The organism is Kitasatospora purpeofusca (assembly GCF_036010405.1).
Taxonomy (GTDB): domain Bacteria; phylum Actinomycetota; class Actinomycetes; order Streptomycetales; family Streptomycetaceae; genus Kitasatospora; species Kitasatospora purpeofusca.
The window spans coordinates 828,086-847,059 of the sequence record NZ_CP108561.1 but is presented as its reverse complement, the minus strand read 5'-3'; the positions used below and the strand labels follow the sequence as shown (position 1 = coordinate 847,059).

Below are 18,974 nucleotides of genomic sequence, written 5' to 3'. Positions count from 1 at the left end.
GGTCCGGGCGCGGCGGCGTCTTGGCAACGGCCCGCCCGCCGTGGCACTGTGCGAAGGCGGTCGGCCGGTCGGGCGGGTCTGCGGGGCGGGCGGGTTCGCCGGGTCGGGCGCGTCCGGCACGTCCGGCGGGCGGTGCGGCCGGCCCCGGGCTCACCGGGGTGGCGTGCCGGCCGTGCGGCGGGGTTTACGCACGGCGTCCGGGTTCGTGATCTCGTGTTAACGCCGTCTTCCTACGGTGCCGGTGGTGGGCCTCCTCACCGCCGGACGGCACGGACCGGCAGGACCGAGGCCGGAGATCGCTACCTGAGAGGGAGCCGTGGTGACGGTACCGGACCCGAAGCCCGTCCAGCGTGTTCGCACCGTCTGCTCGTACTGCGGTGTCGGCTGCGGCATGCTGCTCGACGTGGCCGTCGACGGGGCGACGGGCCGGCGCACCGTGGTGAAGTCGTCCGGGGACCGCGACCACCCCGTCAACGGCGGCCGGCTGTGCACCAAGGGCGCCACCACCTCGGACATGCTCGCCGCGCCCGGGCGGCTGACCACCGCGCTGGTCCGGGCCGAGCGGGGAGCCGAACCCGCGGCCGAGGACGTGGACGCGGCGATCACCACGACGGCGCGCCGACTGCGGGCGGTGCTCGACGAGCACGGGCCGGACGCGCTGGCCTTCTACGTCTCCGGCCAGATGACGCTGGAGGCCCAGTACCTGGTGAACAAGCTCGCCAAGGGCTTCGTCCGCACCAACCAGATCGAGTCCAACTCCCGGCTGTGCATGGCGAGCGCGGGCAGCGGCTACAAGCTGTCGCTGGGCGCGGACGGGCCGCCCGGCTCGTACCGGGACCTCGACCACGCCGACGTGTTCCTCGTCATCGGCTCCAACATGGCCGACTGCCACCCGATCCTCTTCCTTCGGATGATGGACCGGGTCAAGAAGGCGGGCGCCAAGCTGATCGTCGTCGACCCCCGGCGCACCGCGACCGCCGACAAGGCCGACCTCTTCCTCCAGATCCGGCCCGGCACGGACCTGTCGCTGCTCAACGGGCTGCTGCACCTGCTGGTCGAGAACGGCGACACCGACCCGGCCTTCATCGAGGAGTTCACCGAGGGCTGGGAGCAGATGCCCGGCTTCCTGGCGGACTACCCGCCCGCCGAGGTCGCCCGGACCACCGGACTCGCCGAGGAGGACATCCGCGCCGCCGCCCGGCTGATCGGCGCGGCGGCGGAGTGGACGAGCTGCTGGACCATGGGGCTCAACCAGTCCACCCACGGCACCTGGAACACCAACGCCCTGGTCAACCTGCACCTGGCGACCGGCGCGATCTGCCGCCCCGGCAGCGGCCCGTTCTCCCTCACCGGCCAGCCCAACGCGATGGGCGGCCGCGAGATGGGCTACATGGGGCCCGGCCTGCCCGGGCAGCGGTCGGTGCTGGACCCGGCGGAACGGGCCTTCACCGAGGAGCTCTGGGGTGTGCCGCCCGGCACGCTGCGCACCGAGGTCGGCCGGGGCACCGTCGAGATGTTCTCCCGGATGGCCGAGGGGGAGATCAAGGCCTGCTGGATCATCTGCACCAATCCGGTCGCCTCGGTCGCCAACCGCAAGACCGTCATCGCCGGGCTGGAGGCCGCCGAACTCGTCATCACCCAGGACGTGTTCGCCGACACCGAGACCAACGCCTACGCCGATGTGGTGCTGCCCGCCGCGTTCTGGGCCGAGACGGAGGGGGTGCTGGTCAACTCGGAGCGCGGCCTCACCCTGGCCCGGCCGGCCGCCGACCCGGTCGGCGGGGCGCTGCCGGACTGGCGCATCATCGCCCGGGTGGCCTGCGAGATGGGCTTCGCCGAGAGCTTCGACTACGCGAGCGCGGAGGAGGTCTTCGAGGAGCTCAAGCGGGCCTGGAACCCGAAGACCGGCTGGGACCTGCGGGGCGTGAGCTACGCCCGGCTGCGGGAGACCCCGGTGCAGTGGCCGGCCGCCGATCCCGACGGGCCGGAGCGCAACCCGGTCCGCTACCTCAACGACGGTGTCAGCCAGACGCTGCTGGAGCGGCCGGACGGAAGCCGGCCGAGGCTGGCCTTCCCGACCCCGTCCGGCCGGGCGGTGTTCTTCGCCCGGCCGCACCTGCCGCCCGCCGAACTCCCGGACCAGGACTACCCGTTCTGTCTCAACACCGGCCGGTTGCAGCACCAGTGGCACACCCTCACCAAGACCGGCCGGGTCGCCAAGCTCAACCGGCTCGACCCGGGCCCCTTCGTCGAGATCCACCCGCAGGACGCGGAGGCGCTCGGCATGGTCGACGGGGACCGGCTGGAGGTGGCGTCGAGACGCGGGCGGGCCGTGCTGCCGGCGGTGGTCACCGACCGGGTGCGGCCGGGGGACTGCTTCGCGCCGTTCCACTGGAACGACCTGTTCGGCGAGTACCTCAGCATCAACGCGGTCACCAGTGACGCCGTCGACCCGGTCTCGTTCCAGCCGGAGCTGAAGGTCTGCGCGGTCGCGCTGCGTCCGGTCGCGGCGCCGGTCCCGCAGGAGGCGGCCGCGCCACCGGAGGCGGAGTCCGGGGCGGCTGCGGAGCCCAGGACGGCCGCGGAGTCCGTGACGGCCGTGGAGCCCGCGCCGTCGGCCGCGTCCGTGCCCGCGCCGCCGGTGGAGCAGGGGCCGCGCGAGGCCGGGGGGTCGCAACTCGCGGCGCTGGCCGGGCTGCTGGGCGTCGACGCGGTCGAGACGCCGCGGCTGACGGCCACCGAACGCACCTATCTGGCGGGCTTCCTGGCCGGCGTGCCGTCCGCGCCGGCGGGGGCCGCCGGGGTGCCGGTACTGCCCGCGCAGGCGCCGGTCGACCCCGAGCGGGCGCGGTGGGTCAACGGCGTGCTGGCCGGGGCGTACTCGCGCCTGGCGGCGGGATCAGAGGGACCGGCGGCGACGGGGGCGCTCGGACCGGCGGCGGCGTCGGGAGCGCCGGACGTGGCCGAGGACGCGGCCACTCCGTCGGCCGTCCCGGCGCCGGCGCGGACCGTGACCGTCCTGTGGGCCTCGCAGACGGGCACCGCCGAGCAGGTCGCCGCCGAGGTCGCCGCGCGCCTGACGGCCGAGGGCTGGCAGCCGCTGCTGCTCGCCATGGACCAGGCCGGGCCCGCCACCCTGGCGGCCGGGGCGCCGGTGCTCCTGATCACCAGCACCTTCGGCGACGGCGAGGCCCCCGACAACGGGGCGGGCTTCTGGGAGGGGGTGCTCGCCGACGCGCCGCCGGACGCCGGGGGGCTGCGCTACGCCGTGCTCGCGCTCGGCGATTCGAGCTACAGCGATTTCTGCGGCCACGGGCGCCGCCTCGACCAGCGGCTCGGGGAGCTCGGCGCGACCAGGATCGCCCCGCGCGCGGACTGCGAGCCCGACTACCAGGACGCGGCCGACCGGTGGTTGGAGCAGGTGGTGGCCGCTCTGGCCGCCCCGGTCGACAGTGCCCCCGCCGCCGCGCCGGTGGCCCCGGTGGCTGTCCCCGCGCCCCGGACCGCCTACTCCAAGGAGTCGCCCTTCGGCGCCCGGGTGACCGGCAACCGGCTGCTCGGCCTGCCCGGCTCCGCGAAGGAGGTCCGGCAGTTCGCCTTCGACACCAGGGACGGCCTCGGCGGCACCGAGCACCACGGCGACCTCGGCTACCGGGCGGGCGACGTCCTGGGCGTCCGGGCGCGGAACTGCCCCGAGCTGGTCGCCGAGTGGCTGGCCGTCACCGGTCTCGATCCCGACGCCCCCGTCACCGTCCCCGGCGCCGGGGAACTCCCGTTCGCCGAAGCCCTGGGCGGCCACCTGGAGATCGCCAGGATCACCCCGGACCTGCTCCGCTTCGCCGGGGAGCGGTCCGGCGACCGCGCCCTCAAGCGGCTGCTGCGCCCGGACAACACCGGGGAGCTGGCCAAGTGGACCTGGGGCCGGCAGGCCGTCGACGTGGTCGGCGCGCTGGCCGTACGGGCCGGGGCCGCCGACTGGGCGGCCGTCCTGAAGCCCCTCCAGCCCCGGCTGTACTCGATATCCTCCAGCCCGCTCGTCCACCCGGACGAGGTCCGGGTGACCGTCTCGGTGGTCCGCCACCCCAACGGCGCCGGCCGGATCCGCAAGGGTGTCTGCTCCACCTACCTCGCCGACCGCGCGAGCGACGACCCGGTGCCGGTCTTCGTCCGGCCGACCGCGAACTTCCGGCCCCCGGCGGACCCGGCCACCCCGATGATCATGATTGGCCCGGGCACCGGCGTCGCCCCCTTCATCGGCTTCCTGGAGGACCGCCGGGCCCTCGGCCACACCGGCCCGAACTGGCTGTTCTTCGGCGAGCAGCGGCAGTCGACGGACTTCTACTACCGCGAGGAGCTGGCCGACTTCCGGGCCACGGGCCACCTGGACCGTCTCGACCTCGCCTTCTCCCGGGACCAGCGCAACAAGGTCTACGTCCAGGACCGGATGCGCGAGCACGGCCTCGGCCTCTGGGACTGGCTGCAGAACGGCGCCCACCTCTACGTCTGCGGCGACGCGGCCCGGATGGCCAGGGACGTGGACGGCGCCCTGCGCGAGATCGCCCGCACCCACGGCGGCCTCACCGAGGAGGAGGCCGCCGTGCATCTCAAGCAGCTGGCCGCCGACAAGCGCTATGTGCGGGACGTCTACTGAGAGCGCTGTGCGCGCGACGTCCACTGAGCCCCGTGCGTCATCCACATGCGGCCGTCCCGACGTAAATGGTCTTGCAAAAAGATGCAAGCCGTTTGCGTTCCTGCTCTAGACTCCCCGTTATGACACGACGACTTGCCGAGGTGGCCAAGAAGGTCGGTGTGAGCGAGGCGACGGTCAGCCGTGTGCTCAACGACAAGCCCGGCGTCTCGGAGGCGACCAGGGCGGCGGTGCTGACCGCGCTGGACGTGCTCGGCTACGAGCGGCCCACCCAGCTGCGCGGGGAGCGGGCCAGGTTGGTGGGTCTCGTGCTGCCGGAGCTCCAGAACCCGATCTTCCCGGCCTTCGCCGAGGCGGTCGGCGGGGCCCTGTCCGGCCACGGGTTCACCCCGGTGCTCTGCACCCAGACCGCGGGCGGGGTGTCGGAGGCCGACTACGTCGATCTGCTGCTCGCCCAGCAGGTCTCCGGGGTGGTCTTCTTCGGCGGCCTCTACGCGCAGGGCGACGCGCCGCACGAGCACTACGCCCGGCTGGCCGAGCGCAGTCTGCCGACCGTGCTGCTGAACGCGGCCATCGAGGACCTCGACTTCCCCCGGGTCTCCTGCGACGACGCGGTGGCGGTCGAGCAGGCCTTCGGGCACCTTCGGCAGCTGGGCCACCGCCGGGTGGGGCTGGTGCTGGGCCCGGCCGACCACATGCCGTCGCGGCGGAAGCTGGCCGCGGCCAGGGCCGCCGCCGAGCGCTTCGGCCTGGAGCTGCCCGACGACTGCGTCGAGCGGGCGCTGTTCTCCCTGGAGGGCGGGCAGGCCGCGACCACCAGGCTGCTGCGCCGTGACGTGACCGGCGTGGTGTGCGCGAGCGACCCGCTGGCGTTGGGGGCGATCCGGGCGGTGCGGCGCGCCGGGCTGGCGGTGCCGGAGGACGTCTCGGTGATCGGGTACGACGACTCCTCCTTCATGACCTGCACGGATCCGCCGCTGACCACCGTGCGGCAGCCGATCGACGCCATGGGCAGGGCGGTGGTGGAGCTGCTGGTCGGTGAGATCGGCGGGGTCCGGGTCACCCACGAGGAACTGCTCTTCGAGCCGGAGCTGGTGGTGCGGGGGTCGACCGCGCCGGCGCGCGGGCGCGACTGACGGCGGCACCGGCGGAAGGCCGGGCGGAAGGCCCGGCCGGGAGCCGGGAAGGGGAGCGGGACAGCGGCGGGCACCTTCGGGTGCCCGCCGCATTTTCGTGCACCCACCGTGACGCGGTCCGTTGACATGGCTGTATCCGCGCTGTAACTGTTGGGTGCTCAGCCGCAAATCTGCGACAGAATCTTGTCGTTTTTCTGATCGCGCCAGTCGAGCTCCTCGACGTGGCCAGCTCCGTACGTCCCCGGGCCGCCGCCGCCGAAGCCGCCGTCGGCCCGCTCCACCGGCCGGCCCACGCCCGGTCGGTCCACCGGTACCGGTATCGATCAGAGACAGAGGGACTCATGCACCTGACCCGTATCCTCTGACGGCTGACGGCTGACGGCTGACGGCTGACGGCAGCGTCGGTCGCGGTGGGAATGCTCCTGCTCGGGGGGCCGGTCGCACCGGTCGCCCGGGCGGCGGGCGGACCCGATCTCGCGGCCGGCCGCCCGGTCACCGCCAGCAGTGCCAACGGCCAGTACGTCGCCCGCAACGTCAACGACGGCGACCGGTCCACCTACTGGGAGAGCGCCAACAACGCCTTCCCGCAGTGGATCCAGGGCGATCTGGGGGCGGCCGTCCCGGTGAGCCGACTGGCGCTGCGGCTGCCAGCCGGCTGGGAGCGCCGCACCCAGACGCTGAAGGTCCAGGGCTCCACCGACGGCAACGCCTTCACCGACCTGCTGCCCTCGGCGGCCTACACCTTCGATCCCCAGGGCGGGAACACCGCCACCGTCGACCTGCCGACCGTGAGCACCCGCTTCCTGCGGCTGCTGGTCACCGCCAACTCGGGCTGGCCGGCCGCCCAGTTGGCCTCCTTCGAGGCCTACGGCCCGGCGACCGGCGACACCCGGGCGCCGAGTGCGCCGTCCGGGCTGGCGTACACCCAGGCGGGGTGATGATCAGCTCATGCTGTGACTTTCTGTGACTTTCTGCGACTGCTGCCGCCAGCCCACAGGAGTCGCGTCGTGAGGCCTCTCGCCGCTTTCGGTCCGTCCGTCGAGCGCAGGCTCGCCCAATTGCTCGCCCTGCTGCTCGTGCTGCCCTCGCTCGTGCTCTCCGGGGCGGCCCGCCCTCGCCCAGAGCTGGACGCTGGAGGGGCAGAACGTCCCCTCCGCCTTCGACTGCGACCACCTGTACTACAGCAACTTCCGCTCCGGCATGGAGTTCGCCAACGACGCCTCCGGCGCCGCGACCGTCCGCAACACCGTGATCAGCAAGCGGGTCGGCAGCGGCCTGCCGGACTACTGGTCCACGAACACGGCGATGGGCACCGACCCGGACACCGGCCGGGTCGCCGCCTTCTACTCCAGCTACACCACCTCGAACCTCAAGCTCTACAAGCACGTCAGCGGCACCGACACGGTCACCGACCAGATCGCCGGCGGCGCCACCCGCAACCTGCCGGGCGGCGTCAACTGGGGCGGCCTGGGCGCCGACCCGCGCACCGGAATGCTCTACGGTGCGCAGAACGGCGGCGCCCCGGTGCTGTTCGGGATGGACCTGGCGACCGGCACGACCCGCACCTGGTCGCGCGGCAGCACCCTCACGTCCGTCCCGGCGAACGACTTGGTGTTCGCCGGCGGGACCCTGGTGCCGGACATCTTCGTCGACGTCGACGGCGGCGTGTACTACGGCATCGTGTACTCCGGCTCCACCTACATCTACCGCCTCGACCCCGCGACCGGAGCCACCGCCCAGGCCGTCCGGATCACCGGCGCCGGCGCCGGGAACGGCTTCAACAACTACGGCATGGCCTTCTTCGACGGCGCCGTCTACCTGGGCTACTACGGCGGCGCGCTCTACCGGGCCGACCCGCGCACCGGCGTCCCGGTCCAGGTCGCCGGCGGCAACGCCCAGGACAATCAGACCGGGCGGATCAGCTCCGAGTCCGGCGGCTCCTGGCCGATCACCGACCTGGCCAGCTGCGCCGTCGCACCCAACCTGACCTCCCGGCTGGTGGTCGCCAAGGCGGCCGACACCGCGACCGCCAAGCCGGGCGGCACCGGCCGCTACACCGTCACCGCCCGCAACGACGGCGCCGTGCCCGTCACCGGGGCCGTGGTCACCGACGACCTCGGGGGAGTGGTGGACGACGCCGTCTACAACAACGACGCCACCGCCCGCACCGCCGACGGCACCGCGACCGGCACCGTCACCTGGAGCCCCGGCGACCGCACCCTGCGGTGGACCGGCACGGTCGCGCGGGGCGGCGTCGTCACCGTCACCTACACGGTGCGGATCGGCTCCCCGCCCGCCGGGAACAAGCGCCTCACCAACCGGGCCGTCGGCCCCGACCGCACCAACTGCCCGCTGCCGATGGGCGACCGCCGGCGCGCCGCCGTCGACCCCGACTGCGCCACCACCACCCCGATCCGCTCGCTCGCCCTGGTCAAGACCGCCACCCCCGCCGGCGCCGCGCCCGGCGAGGCGGTCCACTACCGGGTCACCGTCACCAACACCGGCGCCGCAGCCTACGAGGAGGCCACCTTCACCGACGACCTGAGCGGGGTCCTGGACGCCGCCACCTGGAACGGCGACGCGCGGGCGGACGGCGGCACGCTCGACTGGAGCGCACCCAGGCTCACCTGGCGCGGCGCCCTGGCCGCCGGGCGGACCGTCACGGTCAGCTACTCCGTCACCGTCCGGGCCGACCTCACGGGGGAGCGCACACTGCGCAACGCGGTCACCTCCGGGACGCCGGGGGCCAACTGCGAGGAGCCGTCCGGGCCGGGCTGCGGGACGGAGACGCCGGTGGTCCCGCCGGTGCTCCCGCCGACGGGGAGCCGGGCGATCGACCTGCTGCCGGCCGTCGCCGCGCTGCTCACCCTCGGGGTCGCTCTGACCGTGCTGCGCCGCCGGGCGGTCTGACGGGACGGCGGGGCCGGGCGCGTCGGCCGCCCCGGCCCCCGCCGTTCGGCCGGTGCTCCCGTCCCCGGGGCGGACCGCCGATGCCCCCCTGAGGAGGAGGCGCGGTGGCGCGGCGGCTGAAATCCTGGTGCCCGGCGGCCCGAGGGCCGGGCCGGGAGGGGACACCATGACCAGTGTTCGAGTTCGGACGGACCGTCGGCGCGGGCGGATCGGGGCGCGGCTCGCCGCGGTCGCCCTGGCGGGTGCCACCGTCGTCGGGGTCGCCCCGACGGCGGCCGTGGCGGCCGGTGGCGAGGGCGGAGCGGCGGAGCGTCGGCCTCGGGTCGACGGGCAGCAGGAGCTGCGGGACCTCGTGGAGCGGGGCGGGACGACCGCCGCGCTCGCCGAGATCCGCGGTGTCGGCCGCTCCCCGTGGCGGGGCGCCGCCGGGGTGTCGGACCTGGCCACCGGGCGGCCGGCCGAGGCGGACGGCCGGTTCCGGATCGGCAGCGTGACCAAGGTCTTCGTGTCGACGGTGCTGCTCCAACTGGTCGGGGAGGGGCGGCTGCGGCTGGACGACCCGGTCGAGCGCCACCTGCCGGGGGTCGTCCCCAACGGTGCCGCGATCACCGTCCGGCAGCTGCTGAACCACACCAGCGGCCTGTTCAACCACACCGAGGACACCCGCTTCCTGGTCACGAACGAGGCCGAGCTGGAGGACTACGCGCACGGGACGTGGCGCTACCGGGACTACCGGCCGGAGCAACTCGCCGCCGTCTCCGCCGAGCACCCGCCGTACTTCGCGCCCGGGCAGGGCTGGCACTACTCCAACACCAACTACGTGCTCGCCGGGATGATCGTCCGCAAGGTCACCGGCCGCGCCTGGCAGCAGGAGGTGGAGCGCCGGATCGTCCGGCCGCTGCACCTGGCGGACACCGTCTTCCCCGGCTCCGGGACCGGCTTCGGCGGCCCGCACGCCCACGCGTACCTCGACATGCCTGCCGGGCCGGCCGACATCACCCGGCTGAACCCCTCCGTGGTGGACGCGGCCGGCAACGGCATCTCCACCACCACCGACCTCGACCGCTTCCACGCCGCGCTGTTCGGCGGGAAGCTGCTGCGGCCCGCCGAGATGTCCGCGCTGACGGCGACGGTGCCGGACACGCTCCCGGGTACGGTCCCGGGCATGGGGTACGGGCTCGGTGTGTTCCGGCTCGACCTGGGTCCGGGCTGCGAGGCGGCCTGGGGCCACGACGGCAGCCTCCCCGGCTGGGGCACCCTGCTGCTCGGCAGCCGGGACGGCAAGCGGCAGTTCGCGCTGTCGTACAACCCCTTCGTCGGTCGGGACGGCTCGGGGGCCGAGGAGCCGGTCGGCTCGCTCGCGGCCAAGACGCTGTGCGAGCCGGGGGCGGGGACCGGGACGGCCGCGGCTCCGGAGTCGGTGCCGGTGCCGAGGTCGATTCCGCGCACCGGCCCGGACCTCCCGCTCCCCGGCCTCGTCACCCGGTCATGAAGTCCCCCGCCCGCAGGGCCCGCCGGACGATCCGGACATCGCCGATGTGCCCGTGGAACACCTTGTCCAGCACCCCCGCGTACGCGTAGCCGCCCACCATCCAGGGGCGTCCGAGCGTGGCCAGCCCCACGGCCGGGGTCGCCGGATTGCGGGCCACCTCGCAGCCGTCCACGTACATCCGGCTGAGCTTCCCGTCGTTGACGACCGCGACGTGCCACCAGCGGTCCAGCGGCAGCTGGTGGCCCCAACACGTGGACGCCCCGGTCTGGTTGACGGGGTAGACGCACCACTGGAGCGCGGGCGCCTCGGAGAGGCTGAGCGTCACGACGGGCTCGTCGGCGTCCGTGCCGGGTCCGCTCCGGCCTGCCTCGGCCGCTGTCCCCCAGCGGCTGAGCAGGGCGGACCAGCGGCTCTGCCCGGAGTCCCAGTCGGCGGGCAGCTTGCAGAACGCCTCGACGGTGAAGCCGCGTTCGAAAGTCTCCCGGTTCAGCGGGGCGTTGGGCGCGGTCTGCAGATAGGTGCCCCGTACCGGCGAGCGGGTGCCCCTGAACAGCAGGCTGCCGTGGCCCGGCTGGTCCGGGTGGTGGTCCGAGGACCAGGTGAGCCCGCCGTCCGGGGTGCCGGGCGCGCTCTGCGGGTACAGGTCGTTGCCCTGCCCCGTCAGGTCCTTGACGACCTGACGGGCCGACACCGGGGAGCCGTCGCCGCCGCCCTCGAAGCGCCAGTACGCGGCGGTGTCCCGGACCAGCAGCTCGGCGGGACGGCGGGCGGGGCGCGCCGGGACGGGCGCGAAGCCCGCGAAGCGCCGGTCGAAGTCGATCGAGAGCGAGAAGCGGTCCACGTCCGAGGTCAGCTCGACCTGCTGCGCGGCCAGGGTGTTGCGCTCCTCGGCCGCGATCTCCTGGATCCACGGCGAGTAGGTCGACACGTCGACGGTGTTGCGGTCCAGGTCGAAGCGGTACGCCCGGATCATCGCGGCGCCGCCGTAGTAGCGGTCCTGGTAGTTGGTGATGTGGACGTGCACGTCGTGGCCGGCCTTGTTGGTCAGCACCGTTCGGCCGGGCGGCCAGTAGTGGCCGTTGACGGTCAGGAAGATCTGGTCGTTGCCACTGATCAGCCGCTCCCAGAGCTGCCGGCCGTAGTCGGACAGCTCGGCCCGGCCGCCGTCGTCGGCGTACGCGAGCTCGTGGGTGGTCAGGATCACCGGCACCTTCGGGTTGGCGGCGATCACCGCGTTGGCCCAGGCGAAGCCCGCGTCGGAGAGCCGCCAGTCCAGTGAGAGCAGCATCCACGGGCGGCCGCCGGCGGTGACGATGTGGCAGGTGTTGTAGCCGTCCGGGCTGGAGCCGCGGTAGCCGGAGGTGCGGGCGGCCCGGGCCGGGCCGAAGGTCTCCAGGTACGGGGTGCTGCCGCGCCGGTCGTCGGTGGAGGAGCGGATGTCGTGGTTGCCGGCGAGTACGCCGTAGGCCGCGCCGGCGTCGTCCAGCAGGCCGAACACCTGGCTCACGGCGGCGAATTCGGCGGGGAGCCCGTTCTCGGTGACATCGCCGAGGTGGGCCAGGAAGACGATGTTGTCGTCCGTCCCGTCCTCCCGGTTGACCCCTCCGTCGAGCACATGGCGGATCGCGGCCTCGACCGGCGCCGGGTGGATCCGGTCCTGGTCGAACAGGTACTGGGTGTCCGGCATGACGACGAGGGTGAACCGGCGGGCGTCCGGGTCGGGCTGCCAACGCTGCTTCCCGGCGGGCTTCTTGGCCCCTCCCGTTGCGGTCACGGACGCGTCGGAGCCGGCTGCCGGTCCGGGGCCGGCCGCGTGGGCGGGTGCCGCGCCGAGCAGGCCGAACCCCGCCGTGCCGACCCCGGCGCCCAACAGGCCCGCCCCGCGCAGGAACCGGCGGCGCCCGGCCGCGGCGGGTCCGTCCCCGTCGAGTTCGGCGGTGCGCGGGCACTCGCAGGGGTGCCCGGACTCGTGGTTGTCGTGCATGTTCGCTCCCGGAAGTGGTCCGGCCCCCGACGGTAGGTGCCCGATCCGGTCGGAGATCATCGACCGGGCCACGCCCTGCTGAACAGCGGCCGAACCCGTCGGGGCGCCGCTCGTGGCGGTTCCCGGGAGCTGCCGGACCGGCCGTCAGCGCTGCTGCGGGCCCGGTGCCTCCAGCAGCGCGCGGGCGGTGGCGAGTTCGGCGTGGGCGGCGTGCGCGGCGGCGCTGAGGTGCTCGAAGCTGCCGGGGCCGATCGGGATCCGGACGGGCAGCGGGCCGGGGGTGTCGGCGAGGCGGAGCACCTCGCGGGCGAAGTCCTCGGGGCGGCCGATGTCCGGCAGGGCCGCCATGCCGCGCAGCTGCTCGCGCATCGGCTCGGTGCTCGCGCGGTAGGCGGCGGAACGGCCGGCGGCGTCGGTCACCGAGCCGCCGTAGTGGGTGGCGTAGCCGCTCGCCGCCAGCGCCGCGACCCGGATGCCGAAGGGCGCTGTCTCGGCGGCGAGCGCCCGGGTCATGCCCTCCAGCGCGTGCTTGCCCGTGACGTAGGCGGCCAGGCCGGGGAAGGCCGTCCGGCCGGCGAGCGAGGAGACGTTCAGGACCAGCCCGCCGCCCTGCGCGCGCATCACCGGCAGCACCAGCCGGGCGAGCCGCCAGGGGCCGACGACCAGGGTCTCCAACTGGTCGCGGAGCTCGTGGTCGCCGACCTCCTCGACGGTGCCGAACACGCCGTTCCCGGCGTTGTTCACGAGGACGTCCACCCCGCCGAAACGTTTCACCGCAGTGGCGACGGCCTGCTCGCACTGCTCGGGGTCGCGGACGTCGAGGGGCAGTGCGAGGACCCGGCCGGGGTGCTCGCGGACCAGTTCGTCCAGGGTCTCCGCCCGGCGCGCGGTCGCCAGGACCCTGTCCCCGGCCTCCGCCGCCGCCCCGGCGAGCGCCCGGCCCAGCCCGGTCGAACACCCCGTCACCAGCCAACGTCTTGTCATGCTCCGTGCCCCCGTCTCCTCCTGCTCGGCTCCCGAGACCGGACACCGTCCCACCCCGGCGGGCCTTCGCCCAGCCCTCCCGCAGACCGCGCCTAGGGCGCGCGGGAGCGCGACGGTCTCGCGGTCACGTGAGCGCGCGCCCCCGTCGGGGGCCGGTGGGTGCCGCTCGGCCCGGGCGGTCGTGGTCGAAGGAGACCGTCCCGCTCGGGTGTCGGGGGCCTGTGCCCGGGGGACTCGACGGGCGCCGTTGCGTGCGGGGCGTCGTCGTCGTCGCCGACGAACGAACGGACGGACGGACGATCGGCCGAGGGCGAGGACGGTGCGGGACCTGCCGGCCCAGACCGGTTGCGGCGGTTCCGTCGGAGACTGCGGGCCGTCCACCGGGTGGCGCTACGGGCGGCGGTCCGGGTAGGGGTCGGCGGTGGCGGTGGCGGTGGCGGTGGCGGTGGTGGTGGCCGGGAGGAGCAGGCGACGGCGGGTCCGTGGGCCGTGGCGGGTCAGATCGCGGCGGCGCGCAACAGGCCCGGGGCGAGGTCGAGTCGGTGTTCGGCGACGGTGAGGGCGAGGTCCTGGAGGGCCGGGTGGTTCAGGTCCTCGCTTTCGCCTTCGCCGTTGCTGTCGCCGTCGATGTCCTCGATGTCGTCGTTGGCGTAGGCGCCGAGGCCGTCGACGGTGACCAGGATGTGCAGGGCCGCGCCGAGCGGGTCGTCGGTGCGGAACTCACCGCGGCGCACGCCCTCCTCCATCAGCCCGGTCAGTGCCGTGCGGGTGAGCGACTCCTGCTCCCGGACGGTGGCGCGCAGGCCCGGCTTGAAGCGGCTGAGGTGGCGGGCGTTGAGCCAGAGGCGGCTGAGGTCCAGGCAGTCGGCACCGGTGAGGCGGACCAGGAAGCCGGCGAGCCGGGCGGTGGGGGAGCGGTCAGCCTCGTGGGCGCCGGGCGGCAGCAGGGCGTCGCGCTCCTGGGCGGCGGCGTGGGCGAAGGCCTCGCTCACCAGGTCGTCGGCGGCCGGGAAGTAGTGGCCGATGAGCCCGGGGCGCACGCCGAGCTCGTCCGCGACGCGTCGCAGGGTGATGCGCTCCAGCCCTTCGTCCAGGGCGATGCGGGCGGCGGTGTGCAGGATCTCCGCGCGGCGTTCGCCGGGGGGCTTGCGGGTGCGGGCGGCCTGAGGTCTTGACGTCATGGGGGACACGCTATTGGATGTGTGCCCAACACGTTGTTGGCCATCCGACCAATAAGGCTGGAGCGGCCGGCGGACGGTTCCCCGACCGACCCGAGAGGCCTTGATGAGACCGACCGACTCCACCCCCGCCCCGAGACCCGCCGACGACTCCCGTTCGGCCGGGTCCGCCGCGTCCGCCGGGTCCGTCGGGTCGGCCTCCCGTTCGGGACCGGACTCCGGCTCCGACGCCCCCGCCCTCGCCCCCGTCCCCGCTCCGCGCGCCGGTGGCCCCGAGGCCAGGGGCATCGACCTCGTCCCCGACGAGGAGCGCGGCGGGCGCCCCCGCGACCTGTTCGCCGTCTGGGCCGCGCCGAACGTCAGCTACCTCAGCTTCGTCGTCGGCGCCGCGCTCGTCCTGATGGGCCTCACCCTCCCGCAGGCGCTCGGGGTCGTCCTGGTCGGCAACCTGGTCTGGATCTGCACGGGCGTGGTCGCGGCCGCCGGTCCCGCCGCGGGCACCAGCGGGTCGGTCGTCTCCCGCGCCCTGTACGGCGTACGCGGCAACCGCGCCGTGGTGGTCGTCACCGGTTGGCTGATCGCGGCCGCCTACCTCGCCCTGAACTGGTCGGCCGCCTCGGTGGCGGGCATCGGCCTCGCCGCCCGGCTCGGTCTGCCCGCCTCCCCGGCCGTCGACGCGGCGGTGATCTGCGTCATCGCCGCCGGCACCCTGCTGATCGCCATCTTCGGGTACGGCCTCATCGTGCGCCTCTACACCGGGCTCAGCGTCGCGCTGACCGTCGTCTTCGCCGTGGTCACCGGGTACGTGCTCGCCGCCGCCGACCTCTCGTACGCTCCGGCCGAGCCCTTGCGGGGCGCCGCGCTGGCTGCCGCGCTCGGCGCCGGGTTCACACTGGTCGCTTCCGCGCCGCTGTCCTACACCAACAGTCCCGACCTCGCCCGCTACCTGCCCCGCGACAGCAGCCCGGTCGCCGTCGCCGGGTGGACGGCGCTCGGGGCCTACCTGCCCAGCGTGGTCTTCACCGCGGTCGGCGCGCTCGCCGCCACCGGACTCGACATGACCGACCCGGAGGCCGCGCTGGAGGGCGTGCTGCCCGGCTGGTTCGTGCCGGTCTTCGTCGTCGCGGTCGTCGTCAACACCATGACCAACAACGGCATGACGGCCTACAGCGCGGGCCTGTCCGTCCAGTCGGTCGGCGTCCGGCTCGCCCGGATCCCGGCGGTGCTGGTCATCGGGGTCCTGGGCACGGCCATGACGCTCTACGCGATCCTCGTCTTCGACTTCCTCACCGGCGTCAGCACCATGCTCCAGCTCGTCGTGGTGGTCACCGGCCCGGTGATGGCGGTGGCGATGACCGACCTCGTGCTGCGCCGCAACCGCTACAGCGGGCCCGAACTGCTCGCGCAGCGACGCGGCGGGCCGTTCTGGTACCACGGAGGCGTCCACTGGGCCGGTTTCCTGGCCCTGGCTGCCGGTGCGCTCACCGCCGTGCTGTGGGTGCGCACCACCTTCTGGACCGGACCGATCGCGGCGGCCACGGGTGGCGTCGACCTCTCCGTCCCGGCGGGGATGACCGTCGCGGCCGCCGTCTATTGGGCGGCCACCCGCGCGCTGGGGACGATCCCGCGCCCCTGACCGGCCCGCACGCCCCCGCCGCGCCCCGCCCCGCCGCGCCGCAGACATTCACCTGCACCCGCAGTCCTGTACCGCCCCGACCCGAGAGAACCCACCGTGCACGCCGACACCATCCTCCTGGCCCGCACCGTCGAGCTCCTGACCGACAGCGACACCGACCCCGGCCCCCGCCCCCACGACGGCCCCCGCGACCGCCCCCACGACGGCCCCCACGACCTGACCCTGCACGGCGTCGCCGTCACCGCCGGCCGGATCACCGCCGTCGGCCCCGCCGAGCTCCTCGCCCCGCTGCGCGGCCCCGCCACCACGGTCCACGAGTTCCCGGACGCCGCGATCCTGCCCGGCCTCACCGACACCCACGCCCACCCCGTCTGGGGTGCCATCTCCACCGGCAGCGGCACCGACCTGTCCGGCGCCGTCACCCTGGACGAGGTCCTCGCGCGCCTCGCCGACGCCGCCGCCGGTCGCCCCGCCGGGGACTGGATCACCGGCTTCGACCTGGACGTCAATGTGTTCGAGGGCGAACCGCACGGGGCCTTCCTCGCCGAGCACCTCCCCGGGCGCCCGGTCTCCCTGCTGACCCGCGACGCCCACGCGCTCGTCGTCAGCCCCCGCGCCGTCGAGCTCTCCGGCCTCACCGGCCGGGAGTCGTTCACCGACGCCTCCTCCGTCGTGGTCGACGGGGCCGGCCGTCCGACCGGGTACGTCCTCGAACTCCAGGCCATGGACCTGGTCTTCGCCCACTACCCCGAAGTCCCGCTCGACACCGCCGCCGCCCATGTCCGCGCGCAGCTCGAACGCTTCGCCCGCAGCGGCCTCACCGGGCTGCACGCCCTCGACTTCGGGGAGCCCTCCGAGGAGGTGTTCCGTCACCTGGAGGAGCGGGGCGAGCTGCCGCTGCGGGTGCGCTGCTCCCCGCTGGTGCCCGCCGACTCCACCTCGGACGTCTGGCAGCGGATCGCCGGGCTCCAGGGCCTGGGCGGTCGCCGCTGGCACGTCGACGGGGTGAAGTTCATGCTCGACGGCACGGCCGACAACGGCACCGCCTGGTTCGAACACCCCGACGTCCACGGCGAGAACCGCGAGCCGCTCTGGCGCGACACCGACGCCTACCGCGCCGCCGTCCGCTTCTTCACCGAACGCGGCATCCCCACCGCCACCCACGCCATCGGCGACCGTGCCGTGCGCTTCGCCCTGGACGTCTTCGAGGAGACCGGCCGGGCCCCGCGCGCGCCGCACCGCATCGAGCACCTCGAATCCGTCCCGGACGACCTGCTGCCCCGTTTCGCCCGCCTCGACGTGGTGGCCGGTCTGCAACCGGTCCACGCGACCCGGCAGACCCGTGCGGACGGCACCGACAACTGGTCCCGACGGATCGGTCCCGAGCGGGCCGCCCGGGGCTGGCGCACCCGCGACCTGCTCGACCACGGCGCCGTCGTCGCCCTGGGATCGGACTGGCCGATCGGTCCGGGCGACCCGCGTGTCGGGCTGGCCGACTGCCAGCTGCGCCGCCCCGTCGAGGAACCGGACGCCGCACCCGTGCAGCCCGGCCAGGCCGTCACGGCGCGCGAGGCCTACCGGGCCATGACCGTCGCGGCCGCCTACGCCGCCGGGGCGGACGGCGAACTCGGCCGGATCGCCCCGGGTTTCACCGCCGACCTCACCGTCCTCGCCGCCAATCCGCTCGACCTCGACCCCGGGGCCCAGGCGATGAACCCCGTGCTCGCGACCGTCGTCGGCGGCGCGGTCCAGCTCCACCACCAACTCGGCGCTGCCGCCCGCGTCACCGCCCCCGTCAGCGCCCCGAAGGACCACTCGTGACCCCGATGCCGATTCCCCGCCCCGACCAGCGCCGCCACGTCCGCGTCGACGCCGCCGACCCGCACCGGCGCGGCGCCGCCCGCGGCGAACAGCTGCGCGCGCACCTCCCCGCCGCGCTCGACGTGTACGACCGCCTCTTCGCGCTCGGCGGCATCACCCCCGCCCGGGTCCGTGACGACGCCGAGCGCGCCCTCGACGCCGTCGGGGAGTTCCGCCCGGGCGCCCGCGCCGAGATCGAGGGCATCGCCCACGGCGCCGGACTCGACCCCTGGCGGGTCGCCGCCCTCAACGCCCGGACCGAGATCCTCGCCCGCAGCGCCACCGTCCCGCCGGGGGAGTGCACCACCCTGGTGCGCCGGACCACCGAGCCTCCCGGCGGCACCGGTGGCACTGACGGCCCCTCCGGCGTGGTGCGCACCTTCGGCGTCCAGACCTGGGACTGGCACGTCGAACTGAGCGCCCACTGGCACACCCTGGAGTCGCGGGGCGGACGGCACACCGTCGTCGGCCTCACCGAGGACGGCATCCTCGGCAAGATCGGGATCAACAGCGCGGGCCTCGCCCTGCACTTCAACATCCTCGGGCACGCCCGCGACGGCGTCGGCGGTGTGCCGGTGCACGTCCTCGCGGCGGTGGTCCTCGCGGAGGCCGGCAGCGTCGCCGAGGCCGTCGACCTGGTCCGCGGCGCGCCGCTCGCCTCCTCCGGCTCGTTCGCGCTCTTCGACGGGACGGACGCCACCCTGCTGGACCTCAGCCCGGCGGGGGTGTTCGCGGTGGCCCCGGACGAGCGCGGTCTGCTGGTGCGCACCAACCACTTCCTGACCCCGGTTCCGGCGGCGGAGGAGAAGTCCTGGCTCTACCAGCCGGACTCGGGCGAGCGCCACGACTTCGTCCGCGCCCGGCTCGCCCGCCTCCGGCCGCTCCCGGACACCTCGGAGGCGCTCGCCCGCTGCCTGGTCACCGGTCCCGGCGAACCGCCCGTCACCTGCCTGCCCGACCCGGCCGAGGCGCTCGGCCGCCGCTGGGCGAGTCTCGCCACCGTCACCCTGGACCCGGCGACCCGCACCGCGGCCGTCCTCGACGGCACCCCCGCCGAGCTCGACACCCGGCCCTGGCGCACCCTCACCGCCACCTGACGGCACCCGACGCGGAACGGCCCGGACACAGGGGCTTCCCTGCGGCCGG

General features: G+C 74.7%; 12 protein-coding genes. 8 read left to right on the top strand and 4 right to left on the bottom strand.

Going from position 1 to position 18,974, the window contains the following annotated elements; all coding sequences use genetic code 11:
* The first annotated feature begins 319 nt into the window (after window positions 1–319).
* Together OG715_RS03725 and OG715_RS03720 are read left to right on the top strand one after the other, a co-directional pair.
* The gene (locus OG715_RS03725) at window positions 320–4,651 is read left to right on the top strand and encodes a molybdopterin-dependent oxidoreductase (protein WP_327064044.1); all 4,332 of its coding nucleotides are present in this window, start codon (window positions 320–322) and stop codon (window positions 4,649–4,651) included.
* Between the two features lie 119 nt (window positions 4,652–4,770).
* A complete protein-coding gene (locus OG715_RS03720) occupies window positions 4,771–5,784 on the top strand; it encodes a LacI family DNA-binding transcriptional regulator (protein ID WP_327064043.1) in 1,014 nt (337 codons plus the stop codon).
* A 158-nt stretch (window positions 5,785–5,942) separates the two neighbouring features.
* Here OG715_RS03720 and OG715_RS03715 read toward each other — a convergent pair whose 3' ends face one another.
* Window positions 5,943–6,092 (bottom strand): hypothetical protein, encoded by a 150-nt coding sequence (locus OG715_RS03715; protein ID WP_327064042.1) that lies wholly within the window; start codon window positions 6,090–6,092, stop codon window positions 5,943–5,945.
* 108 nt (window positions 6,093–6,200) lie between these two features.
* Here OG715_RS03715 and OG715_RS03710 point away from each other — a divergent pair, with 108 nt between their 5' ends.
* From OG715_RS03710 to OG715_RS03700, 3 genes are all read left to right on the top strand, one after another.
* On the top strand, window positions 6,201–6,722 hold the full coding sequence (locus tag OG715_RS03710; protein ID WP_327064226.1) for a discoidin domain-containing protein: 522 nt from the start codon (window positions 6,201–6,203) through the stop codon (window positions 6,720–6,722).
* A gap of 262 nt (window positions 6,723–6,984) precedes the next feature.
* Window positions 6,985–8,694, top strand: a complete 1,710-nt coding sequence (locus OG715_RS03705) for an isopeptide-forming domain-containing fimbrial protein (RefSeq protein ID WP_327064041.1) — start codon at window positions 6,985–6,987, stop codon at window positions 8,692–8,694.
* A 166-nt stretch (window positions 8,695–8,860) separates the two neighbouring features.
* Window positions 8,861–10,186, top strand: coding sequence for a serine hydrolase domain-containing protein (locus OG715_RS03700; protein ID WP_327064040.1), 1,326 nt, complete (start codon window positions 8,861–8,863; stop codon window positions 10,184–10,186).
* On the opposite strand, the gene OG715_RS03695 is transcribed toward OG715_RS03700, so the two are convergent.
* From OG715_RS03695 to OG715_RS03685, 3 genes are all read right to left on the bottom strand, one after another.
* On the bottom strand, window positions 10,173–12,170 hold the full coding sequence (locus OG715_RS03695) for a LamG-like jellyroll fold domain-containing protein (protein ID WP_327064039.1): 1,998 nt from the start codon (window positions 12,168–12,170) through the stop codon (window positions 10,173–10,175). The genes OG715_RS03700 and OG715_RS03695 overlap by 14 nt on opposite strands.
* A 144-nt stretch (window positions 12,171–12,314) precedes the next feature.
* The gene (locus OG715_RS03690; RefSeq protein ID WP_327064038.1) at window positions 12,315–13,154 is read right to left on the bottom strand and encodes an SDR family oxidoreductase; all 840 of its coding nucleotides are present in this window, start codon (window positions 13,152–13,154) and stop codon (window positions 12,315–12,317) included.
* A gap of 497 nt (window positions 13,155–13,651) precedes the next feature.
* Complete coding sequence (locus OG715_RS03685) at window positions 13,652–14,335, bottom strand: TetR/AcrR family transcriptional regulator (RefSeq protein WP_327064037.1); 684 nt, start codon at window positions 14,333–14,335, stop codon at window positions 13,652–13,654.
* 103 nt (window positions 14,336–14,438) lie between these two features.
* Between OG715_RS03685 and OG715_RS03680 the strand changes: the two genes are divergently transcribed.
* The 3 genes from OG715_RS03680 to OG715_RS03670 all read left to right on the top strand — a co-directional run bounded on the left by OG715_RS03680 (window position 14,439) and on the right by OG715_RS03670 (window position 18,925).
* A complete protein-coding gene (locus OG715_RS03680; RefSeq protein WP_327064036.1) occupies window positions 14,439–15,968 on the top strand; it encodes a purine-cytosine permease family protein in 1,530 nt (509 codons plus the stop codon).
* A 96-nt stretch (window positions 15,969–16,064) separates the two neighbouring features.
* Window positions 16,065–17,789: an amidohydrolase gene (locus tag OG715_RS03675; protein WP_327064035.1), complete on the top strand. Its 1,725-nt coding sequence runs from the start codon at window positions 16,065–16,067 to the stop codon at window positions 17,787–17,789.
* Window positions 17,790–17,794: 5 nt separating this feature from the next.
* A complete protein-coding gene (locus tag OG715_RS03670) occupies window positions 17,795–18,925 on the top strand; it encodes a C45 family peptidase (protein ID WP_327064225.1) in 1,131 nt (376 codons plus the stop codon).
* Window positions 18,926–18,974: the final 49 nt, after the last annotated feature.